An 18,003-nucleotide genomic window follows, 5' to 3' on the forward strand; every position below is an offset into this window, starting at 1 on the left:
TGATCATCGTGTGGAGGAAGGCCACCGCGGCGATGAAGGCGCCACCTCCGGCTGCGACAGCTCCGCGCGGAGAGCCGCTGAGCGGCGTACCCCGTGAGGATGTCGGGTCGTGGGCCGCGCAGGCGCTGGCAGACTGTCCACTTTGGGGGTTTCCTGGCTCCGCGTATGGGGAGGATATGCGGAGCCAGCGACAGAACCGGGGTTCCGCGCGCGTCGGGCTGTTCGGCCGATGGTGATCGAGGCAGCCGGTCGCGCAGGGTCATCGCCATGGCACAAGGGGGGAAGCGCCCGCCGGGACGCGTCCGGCGGGCATGGGTGGTCTTGACGAGCAAGCCGGACGGCACCGGCCGCGACACCGCCCGGCGGGAGACGACTTCGGCGCCGGTGCCCGATCGGGTGCGGCGGCCGCTGCGGTGGAGGCGGTGGATCACCGGAACCGCCGTGCTGTTCACCGTCATCGGCGGGGCGGTGGTGTGGTGGCTGATGGACCTCGCCACAGGTGCCCCGCTCACCGACCGGCTCACTGCCGCGCGGATCGCCTTCTCCATCGTCGCCGGCCTCGGCGGGCTGATCACCCTCGCGCTGTTCACCCGCCGCCAATGGCAGCAGGAACGCGAACACGACCACCGCGTCGACGTCGCCGACGACACTCGCGACGACGCCACCCAAAAACGCATCACCGAGCTGTACATGAAAGCCGTCGACCAGCTCGGCAGCGACAAACCCGCCGTCCGCCTCGGCGGCGTCCACGCCCTCGACCGGCTCGGCCGCGAACACCCCAGACACCGCCAGGTCATCGTCAACCTCTGGTGCTCCTACCTGCGCATGACCAACCCCCAGCCCACCAACCCCGGCCCCGACGACGAACCCGAACCACCCCGCGAAACCACCATCAGCAGCGAAGAACGCCACGTCCAGACCACCATCGCCGAACTTCTTGCCGCCCGCCTACGCGACCCGCGACCACACAGAGAACGCAAGCCCCGGATCACGCCGCCCCCGGTGACGGCCACCTTCTGGGGCCCCCTCGACATCGACCTCAGCAACACCCGCCTACCAGCGATCAACCTCGACGACTGCTGGATCGCCAATGCCACTTTCACCAACACCACATTCAGAGGCCGCGCCCGGTTCGGCGGGGTGGTGTTCACCGGCAGCGCCTGGTTCGGTGAGGCGGTGTTCACTGGCGATCCCTGGTTCGTCGGGGCGGTGTTCACTGGCCGCGCCTGGTTTGACAGGGCGGTGTTCGCCAGCGGCGCCTCGTTCAGCGGGGTGGTGTTCACCAGCGACGCCTGGTTCGGCGAGGCGGTGTTCACCGGCAATGCCTGGTTTGACGGGGCGGTGTTCACCAGTGGCGCCGGGTTCGGCGGGGCGATGTTCACCAGCAGCGCCGAGTTCGGCGGGGCGGTGTTCACAGGAGGTGCCTTCCATATGGTGGTGTTCACCGGCCGCGCCTGGTTCCACCGGGCGGTGTTCACCAGCGGCGCTGGGTTCGTCGGGGCGGTGTTCGCTGGCCGCGCCGGGTTTGGCGAGGCGGTGTTCACCAGTGACGACGACTGGTCCCACGTGACGATATTCGGAAACCGTGCCGGGTTCAGTGATGCGGTGTTCGCCAGCGACGCCGGGTTCAGTGATGCGGTGTTCACTCGCGACGCCTGGTTCGGCGAGGCGGTGTTCACCCGCGACGCCATGACCGATGACCTGATGCTGCTGTGGGAAGGCCCCGAGGACGAAGCCGCCGAGGGCGTCTAAGCCCACAGCCCGGAGCCGACAGACCCGGGCAAGAACCTCGGCCGCACGCCCGAGTCCCCTGCTGCACCGCACTGCGCAGATGCGGAGCCAGCGACGGAACCGGACGCCGGCGTCCGCAAGCACAAATCAGCGATGATCGCATAGTCTGAGAGACTTGCTGATTATACGACTGTCGCAAAGTCTGTTAGAATCGCTGGCATGGTCGATACCGTGAAGCAGATCGCGCTCCTTCTCCACCCCGACCCCAAGCCCGAGCACGTCTCACCGCCCGAGGCGTACAACGAGGCCCTCGACCACGTCGAGGGTGAACGCTGGGGGTACGAACACGACCTCGCCGCCGCAGTTGACGGCGGCGACGCCGACCCGATCCTGGAAGCCCTCGCCCGGCTGGCCGCCACCATCGAAGGCGCCGAGCACCAGCGCCGCATCGTGCTGGCCTACGCCCGGCACTTCGCCGCCGGCCGCCGCCACAGCCTCGAAGCCCTCGGCCGGGCCGCCCGCTTGAGCCCGTCGGGCGTCCGCACCGCCTACCGCGACGAGGACGTCGCCTACGTCCGCGCCACCCTCGCCGGGCCCACCGTCGCCGCAGACCCCGAGCTGGCCGCCATGAACGCCCTTACCGAGGCCGCCGACGAGACCCGCGCCGACGTCCTCGCCCGCGTCGTCACCACCCTGCCCAGCGAGGCCGCCGCCCGCGTGCGCACCTGGGCGATCTCCCGCTATGGCATCGAGCAGTAGCCCTCCTCACGCCCCCGAACAGGAGAAACGCCATGCCGGTCATGACCACTTACCAGCAGCAGGGCTACGCCCTCGACGCCATTACTGTCCTGCGCAGGGAAGTCCACTCCCGCAAACTCGCGCCGCTGGTGTGGGCGATCAGCGCCACCGGGCGCACCATCGTCGGCCTCGCCGACAGCATCAGCACCGCCGCCGACTGGCGCGCCGCGCTCGACCAGGCCGGCCTCGACGTCGTCGAACCCACGCCCACCGCCCGCGTCTTTGAACTCGTCCGCGGCCAGACCATCCGCGTTGTGCTCACCGCCGACCCCGCCACGATGACCCGCACCCTGACCACCTGAGCACGCCGACGAGAAGGGGCCCGGCCAGAGGGCCGGGCCCCTTCGTGCACGTGCGACGCCCTACGGCGACGGCGTGCCCGCACCGGGATGCCGGTCGGTGTCCGACGGCTTCTCCGGGCCGATGAGCTGGTGACTCAGCAGGAGTCCCCCCACCGCGGCGCCGACGGCGTACAGCGCCGCCCGCGCGAGGTTCGGGTCGGCGACGTAGGCGATCGTGCCGCCCACGAGGCCAGCGACCGCTGCGATGACGAGCACCAGCGCCGTACGCAGCGAAAACAGCGGACCGCTCACGATACGGCCGCTCCAATACCGAATTCTTCTACCGCGACCGTTGCGCCGATCGTATTTTCTAGGTTCATACGACCACGCCATTTTTAACGTAGCGGCGTTGTTGTTCACTTTGAAACACGTAGACTTCCTTCTGCCACTATCACAGCGCACTAGAGCGTGGTGGTGGCGTGAGACCCATCCCGAGGGTGTTGGAGGGACACCAGGACCCGGGGACGAGTGGGCTGATACGTAACGCATCGAGCGGCCTCGCCGGCGGGAACCGGCGGGGCCGTCCTTTGCGTACCGTCCTCATCGGACGGCAGTGAAAATCAGCGTACGTGAACCTGAGCCGCGTATGTTCAAACCGCGCTCACATTGAACTGTTGGAAGACCACGTCTCCTGTGAACTCCCAGGTCAGGACAGTTCGACAAAGCCTGGAAAGCAGTACGTCTATGGGACCATCAACGCATCTCCTGTTCCCCTCCACCCTGAACGTTCTGCAATATGCAGCTGCAAGTTGCAGAGCGATCGACAAGGTGAAGAGGACACGGGCGGGGCCCTGACTAGCGGCTCTATCTAGCGGTCGAGGCGGACCCGGGCCAGGCGCCCGCCGCGCATCCGTCCCTGCGGGGTAAGCGCGGTGTAGGAGACCTCGACCGCCACGAGCGGGTCCAGCCACGTCGCGCCGCGCGCGTGGTCGCCCGGCACGCCGCCAGCAAACGGCGGCCGCGGCCGCGCCAGGCGCTCCAGGATGCCGGGCAGGTCGTCGACCCCGTCGCCGTGCACGGTCACCGCCCCCCGGGAGACGAGGCCCTCGTCGGCGGTTTCTTCGCCGACGAGCAGCTCGACGCGCCGCTGTCCGACGACGCGGACCCCGCCGACGACCATGTCCACGACTTCACTGAACCTCTCGTTGATCCAGTCGTGGGAGGCCCCGCCCCCGTACGCCGCCTCGAGGCGCTTGGCGACCACGCCCTCTAGGCCGTGCAGGCGCGCCACCGCCGTCATCGTCGCGGCGTCATCGGCCTGCGCCGTCACCTGCCAGTGCGCACCATCGAGCCCGAGGCCGTCGAGGAGCTTGGTCTGATCGACGACTACTCCAGCGGCGACTCCGGGAGCGGCCCACACCTGCGTGCGCGAGGCCAGATCCACGGCGACCGACACCGCCTGGAAGGCGAGTACCACTACACGTGGTGGAAATGGACGGTCAAGCGGTGACGCGGCTCAGCCCGTGGCCCGCGGACGCGGGTCGTGCCCGCCGAACGCCGCCACCCTGCGCCAGAACAAGTCCGCCAGGCTCTCCGCGATCCGCTCGTCGGCGGCCCCGGGCTGCCGGATGACGACCTCGCCGGTCATCAGCTCGACGAGGTAGGCGCCGGCGTCGTCGGTCATCAACTGGTCGTAGTACTCGTCGACCTGGACGGTTCGCCACTGCGGGTATGCGTCTGGGTCGGCCTCGATCGCGTCGTCCATCGCCTTGATCTCCTCGGCGGACATCAGGCGGAAGTCGCCTGGCAGTCCCCAGGCCGCCCCGGCCCCGGGCGCCTGCCCGGCGTGCCACATCGCGATCTCGGTGGACATGCTTCCAGCCCGCGCCGTCTCCTTGTCGACGGGCGGTTTCAGCACGGCCCGCAACTCGGCCGGCATCACCTCGTCGAGCGCGGCCAGGGCGGCGGTGAGGTCCAGGCCGAGTCGGCGGTCGCGCATCTGGGTCCACAGCCGCTCGAACAGGCCAGTGCCGTGGAGTTCGTCGAGGGTCCGCGCGTCCTCGGCGAGTGTCGCCTGTAGGTTGCGCATCATTTCGAAGGGTTGGGAGAGGGCCTTGTTGGTGGGGTCCAGCCGCAGCATCCGCAGCGCGAGTTCCTCGGCGTCGTCGAAGCGGCCTTCGTGCAGGTAGGCCCACATGAGCGGGCCGCCGATGTTCTCGTCGGACGGGTCTGCGCTCACGGCCTCCTCGGCGGCCGGGACGAACAACGCCGGCGGCGCGCAGCTCGACAGCAGGTACAGCGCCCGCCGCACCAGCGCCAGCGGCAGCGAGCCGGCGCTGGTGCGCGCGCACATCGCCACGGCGTCGTCGAGGATCCGCCAGCCTTCCTCGAAGGCCCCGTTGAGAGCGGTCATCCCGCCGAGTTCCATCCAGTCGAACCAGCGGTCCTGCTCCTCGCGCAGTACGTACTCTGCCCAGCGCAGGGCTTCTGCGATGTCGCCGTCGTGGTGTTCGAGGCTGAGCAGTTCCCGTGCCGCGTCCAGGGACCGCTCGTCGCGCAGGGCGACGACAGCCTGGAGGATCTCGCGGGCCTCGGCGACCCGGCCGCAGGCCCAGCGGTGCTTCGCCAGGAGGATCCGGATGTCGCTCCTCCGGGGGTTCGTCGCCTGGAGGCGCTGGGCGATGCGCTCGATCTGGGGATGGGTGGGGCTGGCCCGGTAGAGCTCCCAGCCCAGCAGCATGTCCCGCTCGACGGCTTCCATCTCCTGATGGCTCATGCATTCCCCGCTTCACCCGGTAGGTCCGCAGCTGCTCGAAGGTGCCGTCGTCGGCGTCGTACTCCGCACCGGCGCCACCTGATCGAACCACGACGCCGTCGACGGCGTGACCGCGCCCGCCTCCATCGACGCGCTGAGTGCCTGCTGGAGCGCGGCCTTCGCGACGTGGGCGATGTCGGCGCCGGAGAACCCCTCGGTCGCCGCGGCCGTCTTGGCTCCGCACGTGCACCGGGCGCCGCTGCCGCTCCAGCGCCCATCCCGCCGGCTACCGTTGGCAGCAGCGCGGTCCACGAATCCGTGGCGCTCGCCGCCCGCAGCGCCACAATGAAGGTTGCCGCGTTGAGCAGCGCGATGGGAACCACAACGAACCGGGCACGCACGCGGCTCGCAGGCCACGCACGTCAACAGCCACGGCCGTTCGGTGTTCTTCTCCGACAAGGTGTCGATGAAGACGTGTCGGCACCCGGCGGCCTTGAAAGCGTCGGTCTGGGCGGAGAGGTTCTGCTGGCGGGTCGACACATGGCCGTAGCCGATGAGGATCCCGCTCGGGACCGCCGGTTCTGCGACGAGGAGGTCGCCGGGAGCCTCGAAGGTGGACGACACGCCGCGCGACGCTATCAGCAATCGGCTTATCCTGCGCCGATCCTCCTCAACCCCGGAATCGGGCAGGCGATCGAGGTATGTATGCCCACGGTGGGCCCTCCCGGCTTGCCCGTCGAGGCCGCGATCGCCTCCAGCAGCGGGAACAACGAACCGAACCCTCGAAATTCGAGCAGACCCGGTCAGAATGGAGCGTTGTCGTAGCCGTTGAAGTCCTTGTACGACACGACGTTTCGGGACCGCAGGATCACCAGCGCCCTCCGGCGTGCCTTCCTCAGGATCTCTATGTCCCTCGGCGACAATGACGCGACGTTCACCACCGGGGGCTTCTCGGTGCTCCGAAGCCGTACATGGGCGATCATGACGCCGATCGCGAACGCCAGCAACAGCACGAAGGGCACGGCCAGCACTGTGTTCGAGGCGTAGTCCCATCGCCGGATGAGCGCCGCCCCGAGCGAGAGCGCCGCGATCACGATGGTCATCACCGCGATGCCGTGCAAAGTCCGGTCCCACTGCCGATACGGCGTGAGAACCCACGGCACGAAGAACCCGAGAAGCGCACCGCAGGACAGTCCGACACCCACCCACACCACCGGAAACAGCGCCTCGTTGTCGACGGCGCCAGTGAGCATGAAGATCCCCAGCCCCACCGAGGCGATCAGGCTGATGACCGTGAAGCTGTAACCGGCCACGGTCACCGACTTCCCCAGCGCCGTGCGCCGATACCAGCGGTTCGCCAGCGTCAGCTCGACAAGCGCGTAGTCGAGCACGACCCCGTTCAGCGCCCCGATGTCGAACGAGGCGAAATTCTTGTGTGTCGTCGCCCATTCATTGGGCTGGATCGCGGCGGCCCTGGGCATCGGACTCCCTCTCTCTCCACGGTAACGGGCACGGGGACCTTAACCTTTCACGTCACATCCGCGCCAGGCAACGAGGCGCCGGCCAAGCACCCCCGCTATTCGAGCTCGGTGGGGCCGTCGAGTTCGTTCCAGTACCTCAGGGGCACCTCGCCGACCCGGATCGGTCGACCAGATCACGATGGACGACGACCGGAGGTCACTCTGCTCGCGAAGGTCGTCGGGTAGCCGCGGCCTCGACGCTCCAAGTCGCCGACGGCGGCTACCTCACCCCCGAGGAGGTCAAGACCCGGGCGGGGTTCGCCGCGATCATCCCGAGCACCATCTTCGTCGGCCACAGCGATGCCGCCCAGAAGCTCCTCACGTCCTTCGCCGGCGGCCCGACCCCGCCCGACGCCCACAAGGCGGGCCAGGACAGGGGGCGCAGCGCACCTCGCGGTCCCGCACCACGGGAGTGGCGCGGGAGCGTCCCACGTCTTCGTTCCCGTGCTTTCACAGGGCCTGGCAGTCCTTCCTTCGAGCCACCGAGCGGGGTGGGCCGGATCAGACGGCGCGGACGTGGAAGATGGCCAAGCGGGCATCGTGCCCGTCGACGTCCATGTCACCTTCCAGGCGAGTCTCGCAGGTTTAGCCGATTCGTAGGGGGCAGCTGCCGGGCACCCTAGGGGACGTGGAGCTAGGTGCGGGTGCTGCCCATCGGAAGATCAGACTGAGTACAAGATGACGACTGTTACCTCCGCGCATGCCCCCACCAGCGTTCGATGGTGCCGGTGATGGGTGACGATCATCGGCTCTGGTCGTTGGTCGTGGTGTACGCAGGCCGATGAAGTGTGGACAATGGATGGCCGTGCCCCATCCTCTTCCATTCCGAACGCGTGTTCCATACAGTCGTCTTGAAGAGGAGGCGCAGTGGCCGACAAGAGCGGGATTGAGTGGACCGATGCCACCTGGAACCCGGTGACGGGGTGTGACCAGGTTTCCCCGGGCTGCGACCACTGTTATGCGCTCACGCTGGCCAAACGGTTGAAGGCCATGGGTTCGCCCAAGTATCAAAACGACGGCGACCCGCGAACGTCAGGGCCGGGCTTCGGCGTGACCGTCCATCCGGACGCCTTGGACATCCCGCGTCGATGGCGAAGCCCTCGGACGGTCTTCGTGAACTCCATGAGCGATCTCTTCCATGCGAGGGTGCCGATCTCGTTCGTCCGGGAGGTCTTCGCCGTGATAAAGGATTGCCCGCAGCACAACTTCCAGCTGCTGACCAAGCGGGCGACGCGGCTTCGCCGACTGGCGGGCGGCCTGGAATGGCCGGCCAACGTCTGGATGGGCGTGAGCGTCGAGGCACGTCGGCAGACCGACAGGTTGGACGATCTCAAGGCAGTGCCCGCCGCGGTGCGTTTCGTCTCCGCCGAGCCGCTCTTGGAGGACCTGGGCCAACTCGACCTGACGGGCGTCGACTGGCTCATCGCTGGAGGCGAGTCGGGTCCGTCCGCGCGCCCTGTCGAAGCCTCGTGGCTGCGGTCCTTGCGTGATCAGTGCCAGGCGGTGTCGGTGCCGTTCTTCTTCAAGCAGTGGGGCGGCCAAACGCCGAAAGCCAACGGCCGCACCCTCGACGAGCGGACCTGGGACGAGTTGCCTGAGCCCCTCACGCAGAGGGCCTGACCGCCGGGCCGACCATCCAGTCGCGGATCTTCGTCTTGGCGTCGCGTTGCAGTGAGATCGCGCCCTGGTTCGCCAACCGCAGCACCGCTTTGCTCAGCGTCGTCTCGGTCGCGATGCCGTGGGCACTCCCGTAAGCGGTGGTGACCACGTCCAGCAGCTTGCATCGTTTCTGCCTCCGCCCGACCAGGCCGAGGATGTTCTGTTCGATCGTGGCCTGTGCGTGCACCTGCTCTTCCTTGATGTGCTCGTTCACGGTCGACTGGAACGTGTAGATCGCCGCTTCTTCTGCGAACTCGTCGGGAGTCAGACGCGCCAGCCACTTCATGCGCGCACGGGCGACGGCGTCGGCGAAGACCCAAGTTCCGTACGGTTTGCGGGTCAAGAACACCAGGTGATAAACCGGCTGATGACTCACTCGACGCCGCACGGGAACCGTGATGTTGCGCATCGAGCAGTCCCGCGCCAGTTTGGCGGCGTAGGCGTGCAGGAGTCTCTCAGAGGCGAACTCGAAGTTGCGTGTGCGAGCGCTCAGCGCGTCCAGGCCGAGCCTCTGCCAGTCCTGGTCGCCGAAGACCGCATCGAGCGTGGGAAAGGAAGCCGGAGTACTGGTACGGCGCCGCGGCGACTCGGTCTCGAGTTCGAGACCGTGTTCGGCGAACGGCAGCTGCGGTGCCTCGTCCGACCCGTTGACGGAGTTCTTCAGCAGCACGCCGACATTGCGACGCGTCAGGTCCGCGCTGACGTTGAGCAGCACCTCCGTCGGAGGCCACCCTCTCAACCGAGGTCCGCGCAGAACCGCGGCGAGCTTGTCGTAGGGCAGCGGGTGTGATCAGCCGGAAACCTCTGAACGCGTGTCCACGCCGTCGCGGACTCCTTCCGCGAGCGCGCAAGTAGTAGCGGCACCGATGACATGGCCGTGACTGAGCGAGCGCAATTCGGGTTAGACGACTGGAGAGGCGAACGCGCCGTCGCGGTGCGCGCTGCACCCTCGGTAGCGTGTGTTGCCACCGGGCCGCCCTCTCCTCTCCGTCCCGCTCGACCTGACACCAAGGTGAGAGTCGTACGAGAGCAACTCGCGGTCATCACCGGGGCCGCCGTCGTCGCAGCAGGCCTGATCGGATGCGGTGCTGCTGCCAGGGGTGACACAGCCCCTGTTCAAGGGCTACGACCACCTGAGGGTGGTGTACGGCCTGGACACGTCGTCCAACGCTGCTTCCTGAGCGGCCCCATGCAACTCCTCACTGAACGGTGAGGACGGCTGCCGGCTAGGTCCCGGGGTATGCGTTCGCTCCTGCCAAGGCGTTTCTGACGAGGGTGTCGTATGTGTCTTCGCAGCGGGAGGCGTTGATGCCGAGGTCGCGAACCCATTGCTCAAGTCGTGTTTGGAGCTGGATGCCTTCGGTGTCCGGCTCAGCTAGTTTCTCGACCTCGAGGAACACCCCGGCATGGTCGACAACGTCGAGGCACACGGTCAGGCCACCGGCAGCTTCGGCGCTGCGACGGGTCTTAACGATGCGGACCGTTGGGCGCCAGCCCATCAGCTCCAGGGAACGGGCCATGGCGTCGCGGTCGTTGACGACCGTCTCGGCTTCAAGGCAGGCCATGGTGTTGTCGACGGGACGTTTGATGGTGAACAGGCAGGCGCCGTCGCCGTGGGTCTCGTCGGTGCGGAGCCGTGCGAAGGGAACGCCGACGCGGTCTTGTCCGTAGTCCCAGCCGATGGGGGCGAAGGCCTGGTCGTCTTGATGAGTGACTGGACCGAGTTCGAGGCCGGCTTGCTTAAGGCAAGTCGCGACGTCATGGAGGTCCCCGTGGTCGAGTTTGAACTTGACCTCGACCTCATGTGCGTGTGCCGAGCCCATGCGTCTCCATCCCCAGCGGCGAACCAGGGGAGCCTATCCGGCTGTTCTGGAGCGTTTTGGATGGGGATGAACACGGAGCATACTGTCGCGCCTTGGAGCTGCGGTGCGTATGAGCTGCTCGATTGCAGCCGGAGGAGTTACGGCTCGGACTACGGTGTCGGCAGAACAGGTCATGGACGCCTCGGCCTCGGCGAGCACCGGATCGGTGGCCGGCTCGCAGCTGGTGAATTCCTGCCTGTGGCCTCAGTCTGCGGGCGGACTTCCGCGATGGCGAGAGCCCGCCCACCGTTCCGGTCAAACGATCGTGAGCGTGTGGACCGCGCCGAGGCTGGAGACGGTGCCCTGACCGAGCGTGCAGGCGAGGATCTGCGTCGAGGGAGCCGTCATCGTCTCGACGACCGCGTGCCCGGTGAGCAGGCCGGAGGTCACCGTTCCGGTGAACGTGTTGGTGAAGACGGCTCCGGCGAGGTTGGAGACCCGCTGGGTGGTGACGGTGCTCTGTGAGCCGTTGCTCCAGTGGATCGTCCAGCTCACGGTCGCAGTTGACAGCAGTTGCAGGCAGGACCTGGCGGTGGTGTTCGAACTGTCGTGCGTGCCGCCGGTGACGGCGCTCGCGACGCCTGTGCCGACGCACGGGCCGTAGACCTGGTGGATCGTGCGGGTGGTTGTCACCGGCGTGAGGCCGATGGGTGGGTCGTAGGTGGTCGTGGAGGACGAGGCGCAGGTGAGAGTGTCGAGCAGTTGCGCTTCGACGTCCGCCTGCGCGGGTGCGGGGGCGATGAGGGCGGCGGTTAGGACGGCCGCACCGGAGAGGACGGTGCTGAGCACTCGTCGCAATGATCCAGACATCGTCGGAAGGCCTTTCCAGACGTCATCGAAAGGACTTCCACGATGCGGCTCCGGCGAACGGTTCGGGACCTATTCGGCCCGGAAACCACCCGTGTGGGTGAGGGGAGCTCCCCGGTAGGTGGCGGTTCGGGCTCGCGGGAAGGCGAGGGCCAGGGCGTGGGCACGGTTGCGTGCGCCGAGTTCGCGGTTGATGCGAACCGTGCGGGTTTTGGCGATCCCGCTCTGGGCCAGGTCGGTGCCGAGCTGGTTGTTGGTGTCAAAGATGAGTGTCAGGCCTTACCGACATCACCCGACGCGAGGTTGACTGACCGGATTGAGCCGGCCAGACGCCGGGACAACTGCATCGTGGATTCGGCCTCGGTGGACTATCGGTCGAAGTCGCCGACAGCGCACTGGTGCGTGAGGCCGCGCCAAGTCGCGGCGTCGGTGGTGAGGACCGGGTAGTCGTCGCCGGTGCAGTTCTTAGAGTCGCGGACCACACCACCTCCTGGCTCCGACGACGTTCGGCCGATGCGCGCCGACGGCCGCCGCAACCGCGCCCGCGTCCTCCAAGCCGCCGTGGAAGTCTTCGGAGCCAACGGAACCGGAGCCTCCACCATGGAGGTCGCCCGCCGGGCCGGAGTCGGCATCGCGACGGTGTTCCGCCACTTCCCGACCAAAGAGCGGCTGCTGCGCCCGGTCACGGCACTCAGCCTCGACGACGTGGCCGAACAAGCCGCCGAGGCCCTGTCGAAGCCTGACCCCGCCGCCGCATTCACGACCGTCTTCGGGCCCTGGCACGTGCGTACGGTGCTTCCCCATGGGCTCCTACGGCACGAGCCGGCAGCCGAAGTGCCGCCCGAACCACTCGCATACGCCGGGTCGGCCGCTGGAGTCGGACGGGTTGTCCAAGCCGCCTAACAGAAGTTACGTGCCAAGTACTCGTGAAGTTGCCGGGTGATCAAGGCGCTGGTCAGCCGTCCGACATGTAGGTGCGGGGGTCTGAGCACGCGATCGTCTGGACTGACTTGTCGGACATCGGGGTGTGCACGCCATCGTGAAGGCAGCTGCTGTGCGGCGCTGAACTTGTTCGGGCCTGTGGGTAATACGGTGTGATCATCGGCCAGGCTCGTCAGAATCGGGTCTAGGTTCTGTGGTGTGGATCAAATGGGTGAAGTGTTGACGCGTGTCGGTGCGAAGCTGGCGCTGCTGCCGGATCTGCACGGGCGCAGGCGGTCCCACGGTGAAGTGGGGCATCGGTTCCAGCTCTTGTCGCCGGTGCCGGAGAGCGAAGTCGCCGATTTCGAGGAACGGCACGGTGTGCGGCTGCCGGAGGGCTACCGCCGCTTCCTCATCGAGGTGGCCGGGGGTGGCACCGGACCCGGATACGGCCTGACGACACTCACGGCGAACGACCATCCCAGCACTGACTACGCCATGGATAGCATCGTCTTCGACGGAAACCCCGACCCCGCCGGCTGGCTGGAGTCCCTCAATGACGACACCGATCCGTGGGTCGGAACCATCGAGATCGCCCATCATGGTTGCTCCGACTACACCCACCTGGTACTCACCGGCAAAGAGCATGGTCGCGTCTTCATCGAGAACCTCGACGCCGCCGACTACTACTTCACGGGCAACGACTTTCTCAGCTGGTACGAGACCTGGCTCGACCAGACCTCCGGCGACACCGGCCATTCCTCCCGCACTGCACACTCCGGAGACGAAGCCGCGCTCATCACCGTGATCACCTCCGAGCGGCGACACGCCCGTCGCTTCCGAGCCGCCTGGACCCTCGCCATGCGCCCTGGGATGACCCCCACTGGGCTGACCGCTCTCATGTCAGTCGCTGACGATGCTCCCGATCCGGCTGTGAAGGCACTCGCCGTTGCCCTCGTTCGTCACTTCGGTGCCTGAAGGTCTCGACAGCGCCATCTACGGTCTCGCGCTTGCCTGCTCACGTCCCCACTCCGACAAGTTAGTCCGGACAACGACAGCGCACCCGACAAGTACATCTGGATTTCGGCATATCCCGCGACCTGACATTGCGCACCTGCAGGGCGAAACTCGCGCACGCGCTGCGCGCGAGCAAGTTGGGGCAAGGGCACACTTCGAGGGTTTCGGTCGCCTTCGTGGCGACGAGGTGGACGGTTCAGTGGGTCTGGCTCCATTCAGGCAGTTAGCTGGGGTCGGTGCTCCATGCGGTGGCCATCCGCAGAAGTGTCTCCTCGGCGAACTCGGCGCGGGTGAACGGAACCGTTTGAGCGACGGGGTCGGGAACGAGTGGGTCAGGCCGTGCGGGTTCCATTAGTGCCAGCAGCGAGCGCTGCTGCGGGCGTCCCAGGTCGAGTTCGCGGGTCTGCCGCCAGGCGCGCAGTGGACCGAGCGGGGCGAAGCGGAGTCCGTCGGGCATGTCGGTCCTCTTGTCACGGTGGCGGGGATCCGGTGATCTTGCCTGAGAGGCGATCACCGGGCCACCAGAGGCTCCGGCACTGTGGCCTCGGCGTCAGCAGTCGCTGCCGTGGACGGAGTTGTAGACGGCGTTGCCGGGCACGCAGGCCGGGGTACCGGGAGTGCTCTGGTCAATGGGGTGGGTGAACCACCAGGCCATCCCGGCGGCGGCGAGCACCGCCACGACGGTGATCGCGCCGAGGGAGCGGGGGCGTCGTGCCCGGTTGACGGTCGCGCCGGCGATGGCCAGGACACCGGCGATGGCGATGACACCGGCGGCCATCTCCAGCAGGCCGCCGATGTCGGAGGGTGGTTCGCCGATGGTGAGGGTGTTGGACACGACTTCGCCCGCGGTGTAGGTCCACTGTGCGGTCAGCAGCGCCCCGGCGGCGATGCGCCGGGTCGCCGTGCCGGGCAGTGGTGTCCACAAGACGATCAGGGCGGCGATCGCGGCCAGGATGGCCAGCAGGGTCACTGCGGCCAGCAACGGGTCGAGCCAGTCGGTGACGGGTGTGCGCCCGTCGCGTGCGCTGACGGCGGTGTAGCCGAGCCAGGCGCACACCACGGCCAGTCCCAACGCGAGCGAGTAGCCCAGGGCGGGCGGTGGGCTCTGCGCGTCGGTGGGGGTGGTGGTCACGGGAAACCTCCTCAAAATGAGGTGCGCACGCACCTCATTTTGGTGATGATAACGTAGTGCGCGCTCACCTCACTTTCCGCGCTGGAGGACACCATGGCCGGCCCCGCACGACAGCGCATCCTCGACGCCGCCATCGCCCTCCTCCGCCAACGCGGCATCTCCCGACTCACCACCCGCGACATCGCCCAGGCCGCCGACGCCGCCGAAGGCAGCATCACCAAGAACTTCGGCGGAAAAGCCGGGCTACTCACCGCCATCCTGTCCCAGGAACTCCCCGAACTACGCGCCTGGCGCGACGCGGCCACACCCCCCGGCCAACGCCCCATGCGCACCGTCCTGGTCGACCTCATCGACCGCGGCATCACCTACTACACCGCCTCCCTGCCCCTCACCGCAGGCGCCATCGCCGACCACGACCTGTTCACCACCTACCAGAAAACCAACCACGACAACACCACCGGCCCCCACCTGGCCATCAACGAGATCGCCGACTACCTCACCGCCTGCCAGACCACCGGCGAACTCGCCGCGACCGCCGACCCCTACGCCATGGCACTGGCCATCTGCGGAGCCGCGCAGACCCAGGCCTACGCCGCCTACATCGGCGGACCCGACGCGCTACGCGGAACCAGAGCCCAACGCCTGGCCGCACTCGCCGACCTCCTGCTGGCCGGACACCACTAAACGACCTCCCTCCGAATTCTTTTCGGCGAAAATGTCGAGAAGCCCTCGCGGGCCGCGACCACCGGGTGAGCGGCCGACACCCGGCCGCCGCGACCCAAGGAGCAGGTCATGAGCAAGGTCTACTGCGACATGGCGATGTCCCTCGACGGCTATGCGGCCGGACCCCACCAAAGCAAGGACAACCCCTTCGGCGAGAACATCTTCGACCGCCTCCTGCGCTGGAGGTTCGAAGAAGCCGACCAGCACACCACCGTCGTCGACAAGATCACCGACGCCGGTGCGTTCATCATGGGCCGCAACATGTTCGGCCCCGACCGCGGCGACTGGGACCTCGACTGGACCGGCTGGTGGGGCGACAACCCGCCCTACCACGCACCCGTGTTCGTCCTGGCCCACCGCACACGCCCCTCCATCACCATGGAAGGCGGGACCGTGTTCCACTTCGTCACCGACGGCATCCACGCCGCCCTCGAACAGGCCCGCGCGGTCGCCGGTGACCGTGACGTCTCCATCGCCGGAGGCGCCCACACCGCCAACCAATACCTCGCCGCCGGACTCATCGACGAACTGCGCCTGCACATCGCACCCATCGTCGTCGGCCACGGCGAACGCCTCCTCGCCGACGTCGGCTCAATAGACCTCACCCCCCTCGACGTGCACGGCACGAAACTCGTCACACACATCACCTACCGCGTGAACAGGTAACCGCACCTGAAGGCCCTCCAGCCGGGGGCCCTCAAGTGCGGCGGACACCACTAGCCGGGCTGTGTCGCTCTCCCCTGCCACACCCGCCCAGGATGCGAGGATGAGCCCTATGGATGTCCGCCAGCGACATAACGTCACGATCACCGGTCGCGCCGAGGGCCCCACCGTGGTCCTCGCCCACGGATTCGGCTGCGACCAGAACCTCTGGCGCCTGGTCACGCCCATCCTCGCCCCCGGCCACCGCGTCGTCCTCTTCGACCACATCGGCTCCGGACGCTCCGACACCACCACATGGAGCGCCGAACGCTACGCCACCCTCGACGCCTACGCCGAAGACGTCCGCGAGCTCTGCCACGACCTCGACTCAGGCCCCGTCATCCTCGTCGGCCACTCCGTCAGCGCCTCCATCGCCGTCCTGGCCGCCGTCGCCGAACCCGAACTCTTCGCCGGACTGGTGCTCCTGGCACCCTCCCCCCGCTTCATCGACGACCCCGCCACCGGCTACCGAGGCGGCTTCACCGCCGACGACATCGACGAACTCCTCGCATCCCTCGACAGCAACTACCTCGGCTGGTCGGCCACCATGGCACCGGTCATCATGGGCAACCCCGACCGCCCCGAACTCGGCGAAGAACTCACCAACAGCTTCTGCCGCACCGACCCCGCCATCGCCCAAGTCTTCGCCCGCGCCACCTTCCTCGCCGACAACCGCGACGACCTCGCCGGCGTCACCGTCCCGACCCTGGTCGCCGAATGCGCCTACGACGCCATCGCCCCACGCGACGTCGGCGCCTTCGTCCACGCCCACATCAACGGCAGCCAACTCATCACCCTCGACGCCACCGGACACTGCCCCCAACTCAGCGCACCCGAAGCCACCGCCGAAGCCATCACCGCCTTCACCACCACACTCACCGGCTGACCACATGATGGCCGACCGGCGCCCCGCCCACGACCCCGCCTTCGCCGCCCTCCTCGAAGACAGCGCCGAAGACCTCTACGACAACGCCCCCTGCGGCTACCTCTCCACACTCCTCGACGGCCGCATCGCCAAAATCAACTCGACCCTGCTGACCTGGCTCGGCGCCGACCGCCACGACCTCGTCGGCCACACATACTTCTCCGACCTGCTCACCGTCGGCGGAAAGCTCTACTACGAAACACACTTCGGGCCCCTGCTACGCATGCAAGGCGAAGTCAACGGCATCGCCCTCGAACTCAAAACCGCAACCGGCACCCGCCTACCGGTCCTGATCTCCTCAGCCCTCAAATACGGCGGCCACGGACAACCACTCCTCATCCGCACCACCATCTTCGACGCCCGCGACCGCCGCGCCTACGAAACCGAACTCCTCCGCGCCCGCCACACCGCCGAACGCGAACACGCACGCCTCCAACGCATCACCGCCACCCTGCAAAAAACACTCCTGCCACCCCAACTCCCCACAGTCCCCGGCCTCGAACTCGCCGCCAGCTACCACATCGCCTCCCCCGACGAAGTCGGCGGCGACTTCTACGACGTCTACCCACAAGGCCCCGGCCAGTGGGGACTGTTCCTCGGCGACGTGTGCGGCAAAGGCGCCGACGCCGCCGTGGTCACCTCCGTCGCCCGCTACACCATCCGCGCCGCCGCCGTCCACAACCCCGACCCACACTCGGTCCTGACCACCCTCGACACCGTCATCAACGAACACAGCAGACCCGAAGCCCCCTACCTCACCATCACCGCCGGCCTCATCCGCCCAGCAGACGACGGCACCGCCGACATCACCCTCGCCTCCGGCGGACACCCCTCAGCACTACTCCTACGCGCCAACGGCACCGCCGACTACATCCCCACCCCCGGCGGACAACTCATCGGCATCCTCCCCCGCACCCACATCACCACCGCGAACCTCCACCTCGAACACGGCGACACCCTGCTCCTCTACACCGACGGCCTCACCGACGCCCACACCGACGGCGACCGCCGCTACGGCAACAACGCACTACTCGCCCTCGCCCGCCAACTCGCCCCCGCCTCCCCACAAGCGACCGTCGCCGCCCTCGACGAAATCATCGAAGGCTTCGGCGAAGGCGTCGAAGACGACGTCGCACTACTAGCGATCGGCGTCCCCAAACGGTGACACAC

Annotated in this window: 21 protein-coding genes; 10 read left to right on the forward strand and 11 right to left on the reverse strand. The window is 67.6% G+C overall.

The genetic code is table 11. The features are described from left to right. Positions 1-267: 267 nt before the first annotated feature. The 3 genes from HNR73_RS36545 to HNR73_RS36555 all read left to right on the forward strand — a co-directional run bounded on the left by HNR73_RS36545 (position 268) and on the right by HNR73_RS36555 (position 2,831). Positions 268-1,752, forward strand: coding sequence for a pentapeptide repeat-containing protein (locus HNR73_RS36545; protein WP_184792647.1), 1,485 nt, complete (start codon positions 268-270; stop codon positions 1,750-1,752). 198 nt (positions 1,753-1,950) lie between these two features. Next, positions 1,951-2,490: a hypothetical protein gene (locus HNR73_RS36550; protein WP_184792648.1), complete on the forward strand. Its 540-nt coding sequence runs from the start codon at positions 1,951-1,953 to the stop codon at positions 2,488-2,490. Positions 2,491-2,522: 32 nt separating this feature from the next. Then, positions 2,523-2,831 (forward strand): hypothetical protein, encoded by a 309-nt coding sequence (locus HNR73_RS36555; RefSeq protein ID WP_184792649.1) that lies wholly within the window; start codon positions 2,523-2,525, stop codon positions 2,829-2,831. A 60-nt stretch (positions 2,832-2,891) separates the two neighbouring features. Here HNR73_RS36555 and HNR73_RS36560 read toward each other — a convergent pair whose 3' ends face one another. The 5 genes from HNR73_RS36560 to HNR73_RS36580 form a co-directional block, all read right to left on the reverse strand. Beyond that, positions 2,892-3,122: a hypothetical protein gene (locus HNR73_RS36560; RefSeq protein WP_184792650.1), complete on the reverse strand. Its 231-nt coding sequence runs from the start codon at positions 3,120-3,122 to the stop codon at positions 2,892-2,894. Between the two features lie 556 nt (positions 3,123-3,678). Beyond that, positions 3,679-4,287, reverse strand: a complete 609-nt coding sequence (locus HNR73_RS41080) for an ATP dependent DNA ligase (RefSeq protein WP_184792651.1) — start codon at positions 4,285-4,287, stop codon at positions 3,679-3,681. A gap of 39 nt (positions 4,288-4,326) precedes the next feature. Beyond that, positions 4,327-5,586: a tetratricopeptide repeat protein gene (locus HNR73_RS36570; RefSeq protein ID WP_184792652.1), complete on the reverse strand. Its 1,260-nt coding sequence runs from the start codon at positions 5,584-5,586 to the stop codon at positions 4,327-4,329. Positions 5,587-5,598: 12 nt separating this feature from the next. Next, the gene (locus HNR73_RS36575; RefSeq protein WP_184792653.1) at positions 5,599-6,189 is read right to left on the reverse strand and encodes a hypothetical protein; all 591 of its coding nucleotides are present in this window, start codon (positions 6,187-6,189) and stop codon (positions 5,599-5,601) included. A 179-nt stretch (positions 6,190-6,368) separates the two neighbouring features. Then, the gene (locus HNR73_RS36580) at positions 6,369-7,046 is read right to left on the reverse strand and encodes a hypothetical protein (protein WP_184792654.1); all 678 of its coding nucleotides are present in this window, start codon (positions 7,044-7,046) and stop codon (positions 6,369-6,371) included. A 906-nt stretch (positions 7,047-7,952) separates the two neighbouring features. Between HNR73_RS36580 and HNR73_RS36585 the strand changes: the two genes are divergently transcribed. Continuing rightward, positions 7,953-8,705: a DUF5131 family protein gene (locus HNR73_RS36585; protein WP_184792655.1), complete on the forward strand. Its 753-nt coding sequence runs from the start codon at positions 7,953-7,955 to the stop codon at positions 8,703-8,705. Here HNR73_RS36585 and HNR73_RS36590 read toward each other — a convergent pair. The 4 genes from HNR73_RS36590 to HNR73_RS36605 form a co-directional block, all read right to left on the reverse strand. Next, positions 8,689-9,459: a class I SAM-dependent methyltransferase gene (locus tag HNR73_RS36590; RefSeq protein WP_184792656.1), complete on the reverse strand. Its 771-nt coding sequence runs from the start codon at positions 9,457-9,459 to the stop codon at positions 8,689-8,691. The genes HNR73_RS36585 and HNR73_RS36590 overlap by 17 nt on opposite strands. A 511-nt stretch (positions 9,460-9,970) precedes the next feature. Then, the gene (locus tag HNR73_RS36595) at positions 9,971-10,567 is read right to left on the reverse strand and encodes a class IV adenylate cyclase (RefSeq protein ID WP_184792657.1); all 597 of its coding nucleotides are present in this window, start codon (positions 10,565-10,567) and stop codon (positions 9,971-9,973) included. 294 nt (positions 10,568-10,861) lie between these two features. After that, on the reverse strand, positions 10,862-11,395 hold the full coding sequence (locus HNR73_RS36600) for a hypothetical protein (protein WP_184792658.1): 534 nt from the start codon (positions 11,393-11,395) through the stop codon (positions 10,862-10,864). Between the two features lie 386 nt (positions 11,396-11,781). After that, entirely contained in the window at positions 11,782-11,895 is a 114-nt protein-coding gene (locus tag HNR73_RS36605) for a DUF397 domain-containing protein (protein WP_184792659.1), read from the reverse strand. A 31-nt stretch (positions 11,896-11,926) separates the two neighbouring features. Here HNR73_RS36605 and HNR73_RS36610 point away from each other — a divergent pair, with 31 nt between their 5' ends. Beyond that, positions 11,927-12,316, forward strand: a complete 390-nt coding sequence (locus tag HNR73_RS36610; RefSeq protein ID WP_184792660.1) for a TetR/AcrR family transcriptional regulator — start codon at positions 11,927-11,929, stop codon at positions 12,314-12,316. Positions 12,317-12,562: 246 nt separating this feature from the next. Beyond that, entirely contained in the window at positions 12,563-13,312 is a 750-nt protein-coding gene (locus HNR73_RS36615) for an SMI1/KNR4 family protein (protein ID WP_239122360.1), read from the forward strand. A 262-nt stretch (positions 13,313-13,574) separates the two neighbouring features. Here HNR73_RS36615 and HNR73_RS36620 read toward each other — a convergent pair whose 3' ends face one another. Together HNR73_RS36620 and HNR73_RS36625 are read right to left on the reverse strand one after the other, a co-directional pair. Further along, positions 13,575-13,808, reverse strand: a complete 234-nt coding sequence (locus HNR73_RS36620) for a hypothetical protein (RefSeq protein WP_184792662.1) — start codon at positions 13,806-13,808, stop codon at positions 13,575-13,577. A gap of 93 nt (positions 13,809-13,901) precedes the next feature. Further along, positions 13,902-14,483, reverse strand: a complete 582-nt coding sequence (locus HNR73_RS36625) for a hypothetical protein (RefSeq protein ID WP_184792663.1) — start codon at positions 14,481-14,483, stop codon at positions 13,902-13,904. 93 nt (positions 14,484-14,576) lie between these two features. Here HNR73_RS36625 and HNR73_RS36630 point away from each other — a divergent pair, with 93 nt between their 5' ends. From HNR73_RS36630 to HNR73_RS36645, 4 genes are all read left to right on the forward strand, one after another. Next, positions 14,577-15,167 (forward strand): TetR/AcrR family transcriptional regulator, encoded by a 591-nt coding sequence (locus tag HNR73_RS36630; protein WP_184792664.1) that lies wholly within the window; start codon positions 14,577-14,579, stop codon positions 15,165-15,167. Positions 15,168-15,275: 108 nt separating this feature from the next. Next, a complete protein-coding gene (locus HNR73_RS36635) occupies positions 15,276-15,872 on the forward strand; it encodes a dihydrofolate reductase family protein (protein ID WP_184792665.1) in 597 nt (198 codons plus the stop codon). A 100-nt stretch (positions 15,873-15,972) separates the two neighbouring features. Then, positions 15,973-16,794, forward strand: coding sequence for an alpha/beta fold hydrolase (locus tag HNR73_RS36640; RefSeq protein ID WP_308441968.1), 822 nt, complete (start codon positions 15,973-15,975; stop codon positions 16,792-16,794). Between the two features lie 4 nt (positions 16,795-16,798). Beyond that, the gene (locus HNR73_RS36645; protein ID WP_184792666.1) at positions 16,799-17,998 is read left to right on the forward strand and encodes a PP2C family protein-serine/threonine phosphatase; all 1,200 of its coding nucleotides are present in this window, start codon (positions 16,799-16,801) and stop codon (positions 17,996-17,998) included. Positions 17,999-18,003: the final 5 nt, after the last annotated feature.

Origin of the sequence: Phytomonospora endophytica (assembly GCF_014202425.1) — a bacterium.
Taxonomy (GTDB): Bacteria; Actinomycetota; Actinomycetes; order Mycobacteriales; family Micromonosporaceae; genus Phytomonospora; species Phytomonospora endophytica.